Source organism: Streptomyces sp. R35 (genome assembly GCF_041053035.1).
GTDB lineage: Bacteria > Actinomycetota > Actinomycetes > Streptomycetales > Streptomycetaceae > Streptomyces > Streptomyces lutosisoli.
The window spans coordinates 3,185,507-3,197,639 of the sequence record NZ_CP163440.1 but is presented as its reverse complement, the minus strand read 5'-3'; the positions used below and the strand labels follow the sequence as shown (position 1 = coordinate 3,197,639).

At 71.3% G+C, this 12,133-nt stretch carries 10 protein-coding genes; 4 read left to right on the top strand and 6 right to left on the bottom strand.

Annotation, left to right across the window (positions count from 1 at the left end):
- Nucleotides 1-117: 117 nt before the first annotated feature.
- On the top strand, nt 118-294 hold the full coding sequence (locus AB5J50_RS14750) for a hypothetical protein (protein WP_369258206.1): 177 nt from the start codon (nt 118-120) through the stop codon (nt 292-294).
- 499 nt (nt 295-793) lie between these two features.
- Nucleotides 794-1,018: a glutamine synthetase gene (locus AB5J50_RS14745; RefSeq protein ID WP_369258204.1), complete on the top strand. Its 225-nt coding sequence runs from the start codon at nt 794-796 to the stop codon at nt 1,016-1,018.
- 76 nt (nt 1,019-1,094) lie between these two features.
- Here the strand turns inward: AB5J50_RS14745 and AB5J50_RS14740 are convergent, their stop codons facing one another.
- Both AB5J50_RS14740 and AB5J50_RS14735 read right to left on the bottom strand, forming a co-directional pair.
- Nucleotides 1,095-2,534 carry an MFS transporter gene (locus AB5J50_RS14740; protein ID WP_369258202.1) on the bottom strand — a complete coding sequence of 480 codons (1,440 nt, stop codon included), beginning with the start codon at nt 2,532-2,534 and terminating at the stop codon, nt 1,095-1,097.
- The gene (locus tag AB5J50_RS14735; RefSeq protein WP_369258200.1) at nt 2,531-3,748 is read right to left on the bottom strand and encodes a M20 family metallopeptidase; all 1,218 of its coding nucleotides are present in this window, start codon (nt 3,746-3,748) and stop codon (nt 2,531-2,533) included. The genes AB5J50_RS14740 and AB5J50_RS14735 overlap by 4 nt, the downstream gene beginning before the upstream one ends.
- Nucleotides 3,749-3,901: 153 nt before the next feature.
- Here AB5J50_RS14735 and AB5J50_RS14730 point away from each other — a divergent pair, with 153 nt between their 5' ends.
- Complete coding sequence (locus AB5J50_RS14730; RefSeq protein WP_369258198.1) at nt 3,902-4,924, top strand: Lrp/AsnC family transcriptional regulator; 1,023 nt, start codon at nt 3,902-3,904, stop codon at nt 4,922-4,924.
- A gap of 33 nt (nt 4,925-4,957) precedes the next feature.
- On the opposite strand, the gene AB5J50_RS14725 is transcribed toward AB5J50_RS14730, so the two are convergent.
- The 4 genes from AB5J50_RS14725 to AB5J50_RS14710 all read right to left on the bottom strand — a co-directional run bounded on the left by AB5J50_RS14725 (nt 4,958) and on the right by AB5J50_RS14710 (nt 8,743).
- A complete protein-coding gene (locus tag AB5J50_RS14725; protein ID WP_369258196.1) occupies nt 4,958-5,980 on the bottom strand; it encodes a TolB family protein in 1,023 nt (340 codons plus the stop codon).
- Entirely contained in the window at nt 5,977-7,305 is a 1,329-nt protein-coding gene (locus AB5J50_RS14720; RefSeq protein WP_369258194.1) for an MFS transporter, read from the bottom strand. Before AB5J50_RS14720 ends, AB5J50_RS14725 begins: the two co-directional genes overlap by 4 nt.
- Nucleotide 7,306: 1 nt before the next feature.
- Nucleotides 7,307-8,194 (bottom strand): alkaline phosphatase family protein, encoded by an 888-nt coding sequence (locus tag AB5J50_RS14715; RefSeq protein ID WP_330304078.1) that lies wholly within the window; start codon nt 8,192-8,194, stop codon nt 7,307-7,309.
- Between the two features lie 108 nt (nt 8,195-8,302).
- A complete protein-coding gene (locus tag AB5J50_RS14710) occupies nt 8,303-8,743 on the bottom strand; it encodes a VOC family protein (RefSeq protein WP_327428193.1) in 441 nt (146 codons plus the stop codon).
- A 177-nt stretch (nt 8,744-8,920) separates the two neighbouring features.
- Between AB5J50_RS14710 and AB5J50_RS14705 the strand changes: the two genes are divergently transcribed.
- Nucleotides 8,921-11,917: a bifunctional [glutamine synthetase] adenylyltransferase/[glutamine synthetase]-adenylyl-L-tyrosine phosphorylase gene (locus AB5J50_RS14705; protein ID WP_369258191.1), complete on the top strand. Its 2,997-nt coding sequence runs from the start codon at nt 8,921-8,923 to the stop codon at nt 11,915-11,917.
- Nucleotides 11,918-12,133 lie beyond the last annotated feature (216 nt).

Genomic DNA, 12,133 nt, shown 5'->3' with positions numbered 1-12,133 from the left:
GTTCGTCCCGTCCTTCCCGTCCTTCCCGTCATGACCGTCATGACCCGGCGGGCCGATAGGGCCGGCCGGACCGCGAGGACCGGAGGGGCCGGACGGACCGGGAGGACCGGGCTCGAGGTGCTCCTGCTGGTCGACGGGCTGCGTCTGCAGATCGTCCATCTGCCTTTGCTGGGCGATGAGCACAGCTGGCTGCACGACGAGCGCGACGGTCAGCACTGTGCCGAGCACAAAGGGGCGCCGCGGGCTACGCAGCGCTTCAATCACGCTTCTCACATTTTTCCTTACGCTGTGTGACGGCGAAAGTGTAAAGGACGAGGACTTGAGGGAGGTGGACCTCCGCGTCGAGTGTCTGCCCAGGGCGACCTCGAACGCCCCGAGCCCGCGGCGGCACCGGGGCGGCCCGATCTCATGACCGCGTTGCGAAAGGTGGCGGCGGAGGCGCGACTTGCACCACTGCCGCACCAGATCCAGCGGGGAACGGCGGGGAATCACCGTGAAGCAAGCCGAGCGTGCAGGAGCCGCAGAACAGCCATTCAGTCAGGTCGGGCCGCCAACGCGCCCTTGATGATCGCAGCTTCCCAAGCTGATACTCGGTAGCGTGCGGGTGTTGGTGCGTGCCACGGGCGTGCCACATCGGGCGGTCAATCACGGTCAATGACGGTTCGCCGCGGTCGAGATGCACCGCCGACCTGGGGTCACCTCTGTAGCCGGAGCGACCTGGAGGCTCTCGCAGTCCCTCACCACCAGGCTTACAAGGCGGTAGTCGCCCCTCGAGCCTTCGCTCGTACCCGCCTTGAAGCCTGAGTTGGGCCGTCTGTGGGCCGTCGAAGGGCGGCCCACAGTGACCAACAACGGCCGTGCACGACCGCTCGATTGCACGTCACTGGCATGTTGGCACGAGTCGTTCCAGGGCCACCCCGCGCCGCACAAGTTCCTGCGCAACAAGAAGCAGGAGTGGGAGGAGTACCGCAGCGAGGTCACCGCGTTCGAGCTGCGGAAGAACCTGCCGGTGCTGTAAGCGCAGGTCACAGCGAATTTCTCGCTGATATGACGCCGCGGGGCCGACGGTCGTGGACCGTCGGCCCCGCGGCGTCTCACTGTCCCTGGGTGGTCGCAAGAGCCCGCGCCCGGTCCGGGGCCGGGCGCCCGCTGAAAGCCTGGAGCGTGGCCGCGGCGGCGCACGCGGTGCAGCCGAGGCCCCAGAGCACGAGATAGGCGGTGCCGGAGGGAATGTCCGACGCACCGACGACCAGCGAGCCGAGGACGACGGAGGAGCACGCGCCCGCGATGCTGCCGCCCAGTGTCTTGAGGTTGTTGTAGACGGCGGTGCCGCTCGCGGCGCGGTCGTGGGCGCTGCCTTCGGCGATCACCGTGGGCAGGCCGCCCTGGGACAGGCCCATGCCGAAGCCCGCCACGGAGTAGGCCGCGATGAACAGGGGCAGATCGGTGCGGGTGAGGATCAGACCCGCGTAGCCGACAGCCGCCAGGATCGAGGCGAGCACCAGCATCCGGCGGTATCCGGTACGGGCGCCGATGAACGGGACCAGAACGGAGGCGGCCATGCCGAGGACGCTGGGGATCACGCTCCACAGACCGATCTGCAAGGTGGTCAGGCCGAAGCCGTAGCCGCCCTCGGCCGGGTCGGCGGCCAGGTAGGTGACGGCGACGGACTGCCCGGCGAGCAGAACCGCGCCGAGCACGAACCCGGCCGCGTAGTGCGGGGCGAGTACGCGCCGGGCCATCGCGCGGACGTCGACGAGGGCGTCCGCGCGGGCGAGTTGGGTGCGCAGCCAGGCCCAGCCGAGCGCGGCCGTCAGCACAAGCGCCCCGGACATGGGGAGTGAAGCCCACCCCCAGGCGGTGGCGCGGGAGAGGGCACCGAGCAGGACGACGAGGGTGAGTCCCAGCAGGACGGCGCCCGCCCAGTCCATACGCCCCGGGGAGCGGTGGCCGGACTCCGGCACGGCGCACCAGGCAAGGACCGTGCAGAGCAGGGCGAACACCGTCAGCGCCGCGTGCGCCATCCGTACCCCGCCGAAGATTCCCAGCAGCGCACCCGAAAGGGCATGGCCGAGCAGGGAGCCCAGAGTCAGAGCGGCGACCAGCAGGCCGATCGCACGGCGCGCGCCCGGTGCGTCCAGCCTGCCGCGCACGAGGCCGATCTCCAGGGGCAGCAGGGCGGCGAGGGCTCCCATCAGGACGCGGCCGGCGAGCGTCATCGGATAGCTGCCGGCGAGGGCGACCAGGAGAGTGCCGGCCGTGACGCACAGCAGCGCGATGCGCAGCACACGCCGGTGGCCGTAGAGGTCGCCGAGGCGTCCCAGGGCGGGCACGGTGACCGCCGCCGCGAGGTAATTCACGGTCATGAACCACTGGGCGTCGGCGGCGCCGACGTGCCACGTGTCCTGCACCGCGGGCAGCAGGGGTGCGTCCGCGCCCTGGACGAACCCGCTGAACAGCTCGAAGACGACCAGGACTCCGACGACGGCGCGGACGCGGACAGGAAGTGCCCCCGCCCCCGCGGACGTCGTCACGCGGCCGTTCCCGCGGACGTTCCCGTGTCCGCCAGACGGCGCTCGGCGAGCTCGGACAGCAGCGCCGCCTGCCGGTACAGCACGCGGTCGTCGAAGACCGCGCGCGGAGAGTGGTTCATCGGCGCGTTCTGCCAGTCGGCGCCCTCGGGTGCGGCACCCACCATCAGCATCGCGCCGGGGACAGGCTTCAGGACGAGGGCGAAGTCCTCGGAGCCGTTGCTGGGCTGCGGGGACTCCCAGACCTCGCGCGGGTCGAACAGGTCGCGGGCGGCGGCGAGGGCGAAGGCGGTCTCGTCGGCGTCGTTGACGGTGACGGGGTAGTCGAACTTGTAGACGGCCTCCGCGTCCAGGCCGTGGGCGGCGGCGATGGAGGTCATCAGCCGGGGCAGTCCTTCGGCGAGCCGCTCCTGTGCGCTCTCGGAGTAGCTGCGCACGGTGGCCTCGAACTCGGCATGGTCCGGGATGATGTTGGACTTGGTGCCGGCGTGGAAGGTGCCGACGGTGACGACGACCGGGTCGAAGATGTTGAACGTCCGCGTCACCCAGGTCTGCAGCGCCGTGACCATCTCGCAGGCGACCGGGATCGGATCCTTGGCGGTGGCCGGATCCGAGCCGTGGCCGCCCTTGCCCCGCACGGTCACGACCAGCCGGTCGGAGGCGGATGTGATGGTGCCGGAACGGGTGATCACGACACCGCCGGGCACCCGGTTGGCCGCCACGTGCAGCGCGTACGCCGCGTCGAGCGGCCGGCCCGCCGCTTCCAGCACGCCTTCCTCGATCATCGTGCCGGCCCCGTTGTGGCCCTCCTCGCCGGGCTGGAACATGAACACCACGTCGCCGTGCAGGTGTTCGCGCCGCTCGGCCAGGAGTCTGGCCGCACCGACGAGCCCGGCCGTGTGCAGATCGTGCCCGCAGGCGTGCATCCGGCCGGGAACCCCGGAGGCGTACGCCAACCCGCTCTCCTCGGTGACGGGCAGGGCGTCCATGTCGCCGCGCAACAGGACCGCGCCGCCGGGCTTCCCGCCGCGCAGCACGGCGGTGACGGAGGTGAGTTTCCTGCCGAGGGTGACCTCCAGCGGGAGTCCGTCGAGGGCCGCGAGCACCTTCTCCTGGGTGCGCGGGAGATGGAGGCCCAGCTCCGGCTCCCGGTGCAGCGAGCGACGCAGCTGTACGAGCTCGGGCTGCAGTTCCTTGGCGCGTTCCACGACCGACATGCCGGATCGACCTCCTGTTGCTTCGTGACTGACTGGTACGGTCCGGGCGTACCGGGTTCAGACTGAAGCTCTCGCCGGTTGGCGGGCCGAAAGCGCAGGAAACATGCGGGGAGGTGCGAAGTGGCGCAGGATTCACGTCATTCTCTGGGTGATGTGGACCAGGCACTGGTGCACGCCCTCCAGGTCGCCCCACGGGTGAGCTGGGCGCGGATCGGTGCCGCGCTCGACCTGGACGCCGTGACGGTGGCCCGGCGTTGGCAGCGGCTGACCGAGGCCGGCGCCGCCTGGATCAGCTGCCACCCCGCACCCGCGCTGGCCGACTCCGGGCAGGGGTGTCTGGCCTTCGTCGAGGTCGACTGCGCTCCCGGCCGCCTGCCCGACGTGGCGCGCGTGCTGGCCGCCGCACCGCACGTCGCGGCGCTCTCGCAGGTCAGCGGGGACCGCGACCTGCTGCTGAACGTCATGGCCCGCGACCTGGCCTCCCTCACCCGGTGGACGACCGGCGAACTCGCCGCGCTGGAGGGGGTACGGGCCGTCCGCACCCACCTGGCCGGGCGGGTCCATGCGGAGGCCAGCCGCTGGCGCCTGCGCGCCTTGAGCCGGGAACAGGTCGCGGTGCTCACCGCGGACGAGCCCGCACGTCGTACGGCCGCGCCCGCCTTCCCCCTCACCGCACTGGACCATCGGCTGATCACCGCCCTCTCCGTGGACGGCCGGGCCACCTACCGCGCGCTGGCCGAGCGGTGCGACGCGAACCCGGACACCGTCCGCCGTCACGTCCGGCGGCTCTTCGCGGCGGACCTGCTGCACGCCCGCTGCGAAGTGGCCCGCCCCCTGTCGGACTGGCCGGTCGGGGTGACCCTCTGGGGCCGTGTCCCGGCCGCGCGGCTGCAGGAGGTCGCCCAGCGGATCACCGGCATGCGCGAAGTACGTCTGTGCGCCAGCGTCATCAGCCGGCACAACCTGCATCTCGTCGCCTGGGTACGCTCCCTCGACGACGCGCAGCGCTTCGAGATCCGTCTTGCCGAACAGGCCCCGGACCTGAACGTCACCGACCGCGCGGTCGCCCTGGGGCCCATGAAACTCAGTGGCCATCTGCTGGACGAGGACGGCTACCGGGTCGGTGCGACACCGCTCGCGCTGTGGAAGGAAGCAGCGGTGCCGGGCCGCGCCTGACGCCGTCCGACTCAGCCGACGTACGCGTCCGACTCAGCCGACGTACGCGGGTGACACCGCCGCCGTGCTGATCCGCCGCGGCTTTCCCGTCCCGTCGGACGGGACCGTGTAGAGGTCGGCTCCGTAGTCGCCCGGCAGGGCGTAGACGATCGTGTGGTCGTCGCGCCAGACCGCCTGGTCGTCGACGCTGCGGGGTTCGGCGAGGGGGGTTTCGCGCATCGTGCGGAGGTCGAGGACGTACAGGTGCCAGGGGGCGTCCTTGGGGAGGCCCTTCACGCGCTTCTTGAAGGCGATGCGGGTGCCGTCGGGGGAGAGGGACGGGCATTCGACGTTCGTGTGGAGGGTGGTGACCGTGCGGGTGCGGAGGTCGCCGCGGATCAGGTACGTCTTGCCCTTGGTCGCCAGCGTCGCGTAGAAGGTGCGGTCGTCGCTCGCGAACGTGACGCCCCAGAAGTTCACGTCCGCCGCGTGGTACGTCCTGCCGTCCTTCACGACGCGATACGCCTCCAGGGACGGTGTCAGTTTCCCCGTCCGGGTGTCCACGATCGCCGCGCGGGTCGAGAAGTTCGTCCCCGCGTACGAGTCACCGCCCACGAAGGCCGTCCACGCGGCGTACCGGCCGCTGGGCGAGACGCGGGCGCGGGACGGGATGCCGGGGACGTCGTAGCGGGCCGTCTCGTGGAGGTGTGCGTCGAGGATGACGGCCCGGTAGGTGTCCTGGACCGCGCCGTGCACCGCCTGGAGGCATACACCCGTGCCCGAAGCCGCGTAGAAACGCAGGCACTTGACCTTGGAGGCCGTGCGCGGGCCCGACGGGTCGGACGCCGGGACGGTCGTCAGCTCGTCGCGGTGCGGGCCCCACGCCATGTTGCGGAAGATCATGCGGCCGTCGTCGCCGGTCAGTGCGACCGTACCCGCGGTGATCTTCGGGCCGCCCGGCTGGGTCTGGTTCCTGCGCTCCGCGCGGGCCGAGGCGTGCAGCACCGACGCCGTGGCCACGCCCGCCAGGACGAGCAGCGCCGAGATCAGGACCAGGATGCGGGTACGGAGAGTCATGCTGCGAGGCCTTCTGACGGGGTGGGGCGGAGGCGGAGCGAGAACACTGCGCAGGCGGCGAGTGCCACGGCCGACGCCGTGAGCGCCGTACGGTCGCCCCACGCCGTCCAGGCCGCGCCGAAACCGAGCGAGCAGACGAAACGGGCCAGCGCCTGACCCGTCTGGACCAGCGCGAGCCCCGACGAGCGCAGCTCCTCGGGCACGCTGTCCGAGGCTGCGGCCATCAGCACACCGTCCGTCGCCGCGTAGAAGCCGCCGTGCAGGACCAGGACGGCGTACGGCAGCGCCGTCCCGTGCCAGGACGTGAGCAGGAGGGCGTACGCGAGGAGCAGGGCGCCGTGGCCGGCCAGGAACACCCGCCACCTCCCGATCCGGTCCGCGAGCCGGCCCAGCGGAACGGCCAGCAGGAGGAACGCCGCCGCCGTGCCGAGCGGCAGCAGTGCGAACCAGCGGTCGGGTACGCCCAGGCGCCGCTGGAGCAGGAGATAGACGAAGGAGTCGCTGACCGTCGCCAGGCCCAGGAGGAGGGCGCAGACGGTGAGCCGGCGCAGGGCGGGGCGGCTGAGGAGGGCGAGGGCGGCGCGGAGGGTGGGGCGGGGAGCATCCGTGGTGACGGGAGCATCCGTGGTGGCGGGTGCGTCCGCTGTGACGGGTGCGCCCGCTGCTTTGCCCGGCACGAACAGCACCAGCACCAGCACACCCACCACGGCCACGCAGAAGCTCACCATGAACACCGCGTCGTAGCCGTCGACCGTGGCCCGGAGGATCAGGAAGGCCACGAGGGGGCCGAACAGCGCGCCCGCCGTGTCCATGGCCCGGTGCACGCCGAAGGCGCGGCCGCGGGTCTCCGGCGTGCTCGACAGCGAGATCAGCGCGTCGCGCGGGGCCGTGCGCAGGCCCTTGCCCGTGCGGTCCGCCGCCAGGATCAGCCCGATGGGGGTCAAGGAGTGCGCCAGCAGCAACAGCGGCTTGCACACCGCCGACAGGCCGTAGCCGAAGCCGGCGACCCACTTGTGGCGGCCGCCGCCCCGGTCCGCGAGATGCCCGCCGATCAGCCGCACCAGCGCCGAGAAGCCGTTGTAGATCCCGTCGAGGAGCCCGAAGCCCAGCGGGGACAGGCCGAGGCCGGTCACCAGGTACAGGGGCAGCACCGCCGTCACCATCTCCGAGGAGACGTCGGTGATCAGACTGACCGTGCCGAGCGCCAGCACCGTGGGCGCGACCGCGGCACGGCGCCGCCCGGCACGGGGCCGGGCGGCGCCTTCCGCGGACGCCGCCGTCGCCGGAGTATCCGGAGTACTGGCGCGGCTGTCCGCTACGTACATGTCAGGACGTCCAGATGCCGGTGATGTCCTTGCCGGAGGCGGCGTTGCCCGCGTGCGTGAGGCCGTGCATGTCCTCCAGCGTGCGCAGCAGGTCGTAGTGGTTGTAGGTGGTGGTGGACGAGGACCCGGCCGTCACCTGCTGGCCGTACAGCACCGTCGGGATGCGGTTGCCGCTGAGCCGGTTGTCCTCGTCGAAGGTGACGACGAGCAGGCTGTTGTGGGTCTTGGCCCAGGTCGCGTAGGCGCTGAGGTTGTTGTTCAGCCAGGTGTCGCCCGTGGACACCGAGCAGTCGTGCATGTCGCTGCACAGGTTGGGGACCACGAAGGAGACCTGCGGGAGCGTCGAGTAGTCCGTCGGGAACTGGGTGAAGGTCTTCGCGGTCGACGTCGGTACGTTGCTGAAGCCGAACCACGGGTTGTGCTTACGCGCGTAGTTGCCGCTGCTGCACGTCGTCGAACCCTGGCTGGGCAGCGTCTCGTTGTAGCTCGCCCAGGTCTTGCCCGCGGCTATCAGCTCGGAGGCGAGGTTCGGGGCGGAGGAGAAGCCGGGCGTGTAGCAGCTGTCGTCCGTGATCCCCTGCGTGGCGCCGGAGAACAGGGCGAAGTAGTTGGGCTGGCTCGGGTGCGTCTCGGCGTACGACTGGGAGAGGTTGGCCCCGCCGGTCTTGAGCGAGTTGATGTACGGGGCGCTGGAGGAGCCGATCACCTGGCTGTACGCGTGGTTCTCGAAGACCACGACGACGACGTGGTCCGGGGTGGGGACCGCGGCCGCGGCGTGTGCGGGGGACGAACCGCCGAATCCGGTCCACACCCCGACCGCGGCTGCGGTGAAGGCGAGGGCCGACGCGATGACGGCACGACTGCGGCGGTACACGTTTCTGCCGGACACTTCAGACCTCCGGTGGGGGGAGTGACGGTGGCGGTGCGGACAGAGCATGCACACGCCAACATTCCCCTGGCTCACGTCCCCCAACCGGAGGGATGAAGAGCGGGTGAACTACTGCCGCTGGGCGGCCAGCTCGGTCAGCAACTGGTGCAGCGGCTTCGTCGCCCGCTGCCGGTACTCCTGGATCGCCCACCCGTTCCCGTCGGGGTCCTTGAAGTACATGAACGTGGCCCCGTCCTGCGGCGCGTACGCCTGCGGCTCGCTGACCTCCAGGCCGCGGGCCGTGAGCTCCTCGTACGCCGCCTTGGCGTCCGTGACGCACAGCTGCATCCCGTGGTACGTCCCGGGCCGCGGCGTCCCCGTCGGGATCTGGAGCCCGTCGACGAGCGCGATGGAACACCCGGACCCGGGCGGCGTCAGCTGCACGATCCGCACCCCCTCCATCACATCACCGTCCAGATCGACGTGAAAGCCGACCTTGTCCCGGTAGAACTCCTTCGCCCGGTCCACGTCGGAGACCGGCAGCAGAATCACTTCGAGGGTCATGTCCATGGCGTGACTCCTTCGTCGTACGGCTCATGGCTCCCACCACAGAAGCCCACACCGGCGCGGGGCGCCACCATGCGGACCGGGGTTAGGCTCAAGCTCGGACGACCTTGATCGGACCGGTTGTGCGACTTGTACGACATCGGACCGGTTGTACGACCTTGATCCGACAGGAGGCCGGGGATGACGGCGCCGGGGCGCAGAAGCAGTACCTTCACGCGGCTGCTGCGGCACGGCTTCACCGATCCCTCGGCAGCCGAGCGGCTCCTGGAGAGCGACGAGCTGGCGCCGATACGGTCCGATCCGGTGCTCCTGGACGCGCTGGGCGCCACCGCCGACCCTGATCTGGCGCTGCACGGACTCGTCCGGCTCGTCGAGGTGCAGGACGGTCACACGGCCCAGCGGGAGCTGCTCGACACGCTGATCGCCGCCAAGCCGCTGCGGGACCGGCTGCTCGGCGTCCTCGGTGCCTCCGCCGCGCTCGCCGACCATCTCGTCCGGCACCCGCGCGACTGGCAGGCGCTCGTCACCTACGAGCCGCAGGACCTGCATCCCGGGGTGCAGGAGTTCGAGCGGGGGCTCGCCGAGGCGACCGACCCGGTCTCGCTGCGCGTCGCCTACCGGCGCTGCCTGCTGTCCATCGCCGCGCGCGACGTGTGCGGCACCACCGACCTCGCGCAGACCGCCGCCGAACTCGCCGACCTCGCCACCGCGACCCTGCGCGCCGCGCTCGCCATCGCCCGGGCCACCGCGCCCGACGACGCCGCGTTGTGCCGGCTCGCGGTCATCGCGATGGGCAAGTGCGGGGGACACGAGCTCAATTACGTCTCCGATGTCGATGTCATCTTCGTGGGGGAGGCTGTCAACGGGGCCGATGAGCGCAAGGCCCTGCAGGCCGCCACCCGGCTCGCTTCGCACATGATGCGGATCTGCTCGGAGACGACCGTCGAGGGCAGCATCTGGCCTGTTGACGCGAATCTGCGGCCCGAAGGGCGCAACGGGCCGTTGGTGCGCACGCTCAGCAGCCATCTCGCCTACTACCAGCGGTGGGCCAAGACCTGGGAGTTCCAGGCGCTGCTCAAGGCGCGGCCCGTGGCCGGGGACCTAGAGCTGGGCGAGGAGTACGTGGCCACGCTGGCGCCCCTGGTGTGGCATGCCGCCGAGCGGGAGAACTTCGTCGCCGATGTGCAGAAGATGCGGCGCAGGGTCGTCGAGAACATTCCCGCCGCCCAGATCGAGCGTGAGCTGAAGCTCGGTCCGGGGGGACTGAGAGATGTCGAATTCGCCGTGCAGCTGCTCCAGTTGGTGCACGGGCGGGCCGACACGTCGCTGCGGAGCGGTACGACGCTGGACGCGCTCAAAGCGCTGGCCGCCGGCGGGTATGTGGGGCGTGACGATGCCCTGCAACTCGACGACGCGTATCGCTTTCTGCGGTCCATGGAGCACCGGATCCAGCTGTACCGGCTGCGGCGCACCCATCTCGTACCGGAGGACGAGGCCGATCAGCGGCGCATCGGGCGGTCGCTCGGGCTGCGGTCCGACCCCGTCGCCGAGCTGAATCGCGAGTGGAAGCGGCATGCGGCCGTGGTGCGGCGGCTGCACGAGAAGCTGTTCTATCGTCCACTGCTCGACGCCGTGGCCCAACTCGCCCCGGGCGAGAGCCGGTTGAGCCCCGACGCGGCGCGGGAGCGGCTGGTCGCGCTCGGATACGCCGACCCGGCCGCCGCGCTGCGGCATCTGGAGGCGCTGGCGTCCGGGGTCACGCGCAAGGCGGCCATCCAACGGACGCTGCTGCCCGTGCTGTTGGGCTGGTTCGCGGACTCCGCCAACCCCGACGCCGGGCTGCTGAACTTCCGCAAGGTCTCCGACGCGCTGGGCAAGACCCCTTGGTATCTGCGGCTGTTGAGGGACGAAGGTGCCGCGGCCGAGAATCTCGCGCGGGTGCTGTCCGCCGGGCGGCTCGCCCCCGACCTGCTGATGCGCGCGCCGGAAGCGGTCGCGCTCCTCGGCGACGGAGACGGGGGCGGACTCGAACCGCGGTCCCGCGCCCACCTGGAGCAGGAGATCCTCGCGGCCGTGGGGCGCGCCACCGGGGGTGAGCAGGCCGTCACCGCCGCACGTGGGGTGCGGCGGCGTGAGCTGTTCCGTACGGCCGCGACGGACATCGTCGCCTCGTACGGCACCGAGGAGACACCGGCCGTCGCCGACCAGGGCGCGCTCGTCGATCTGGTCGGAGGAGCCGTCTCCGACCTCACGGCGGCGACGCTGGCGGGGACGCTGCGGGCCGTGGTGCGCGACGGGTGGGGGGACACGCTGCCCACGCGGTTCGCCGTCATCGGCATGGGGCGGTTCGGGGGGCACGAACTCGGATACGGGTCCGACGCGGATGTGCTGTTCGTGCATGAGCCCCGGGAGGGCGTGGAGGAGCAGGAGGCGTCCCGGGCCGCGCATACCGTTGTCGCCGAGATGCGGCGGCTGCTGCAGATTCCCAGCGCGGATCCGCCGCTGCTGATCGACGCCGATCTGCGGCCCGAGGGGAAGTCGGGGCCGCTCGTACGGACGTTGAACTCGTACGAGGCGTACTACCGGCGCTGGTCGCTGGTGTGGGAGTCGCAGGCGCTGTTGCGGGCCGAAGTCGTGGCGGGGGACGTGGACTTGGGGGACCGGTTCATCGAGCTGGTCGATCCGTTGCGGTATCCGGCGGAGGGGCTGGGCGAGGACGCGGTGCGGGAGATTCGCCGGCTGAAGGCCCGTATGGAGTCGGAGCGGATGCCTCGCGGCGCGGATCCCACGCTGCACACCAAGCTGGGGCGGGGCGGGCTGTCCGACGTGGAGTGGACCGTGCAGTTGCTGCAACTGCGGCATGGCTGGGCGGAGCCGGGGCTGCGTACGACGCGTACGCGGGAGGGGCTGGCGGCCGCGTGTGCCGCGGGGCTGCTGTCCGGGGAGGACGCGGCGACACTGGACGAGGCGTGGGTGCTGGCTACGCGGGTGCGGAACGCGGTGATGCTGGTGCGGGGGCGGGCGGGGGATACGTTTCCGTCGGACGGGCGTGAACTTGCCGCGGTGGGGCGGTACTTGGGGTACGGGCCCGGGCATGTGGGGGACATGCTCGATGACTATCGGCGGACTACTCGGCGGGCTCGGGCCGTGGTGGAGGAGCTGTTCTACGGGGCGTAGGCGCTCCGCTGTGCCGGTGGGTGTGGGGCGGGGCCGTGCCGGTACGTCCAGCCCGTCGCCGGTGGGCATTACTGCTTGCTGCCACGGCGGGACTAGGCGGCAATAACCACGTAAGCGACGGGCTGGACGTACCGGCACGGCCCTTTCCGTGCGTCGCCGACTGCCGGTGCGGGGGGCGACGGTTCGCGGGGGATTGCGGGGCGCAGCCCCGCTTTT

Excerpts from the sequence above, each read along its gene's own strand:
- AB5J50_RS14735 (WP_369258200.1), bottom strand. The coding sequence starts at position 3,748 with ATGTCGGTCGTGGAACGCGCCAAGGAACTGCAGCCCGAGCTCGTACAG.
- AB5J50_RS14725 (WP_369258196.1), bottom strand. The coding sequence starts at position 5,980 with ATGACTCTCCGTACCCGCATCCTGGTCCTGATCTCGGCGCTGCTCGTC.
- AB5J50_RS14720 (WP_369258194.1), bottom strand. The coding sequence starts at position 7,305 with ATGTACGTAGCGGACAGCCGCGCCAGTACTCCGGATACTCCGGCGACG.
- AB5J50_RS14710 (WP_327428193.1), bottom strand. The coding sequence starts at position 8,743 with ATGGACATGACCCTCGAAGTGATTCTGCTGCCGGTCTCCGACGTGGAC.
- AB5J50_RS14705 (WP_369258191.1), top strand. The coding sequence starts at position 8,921 with ATGACGGCGCCGGGGCGCAGAAGCAGTACCTTCACGCGGCTGCTGCGG.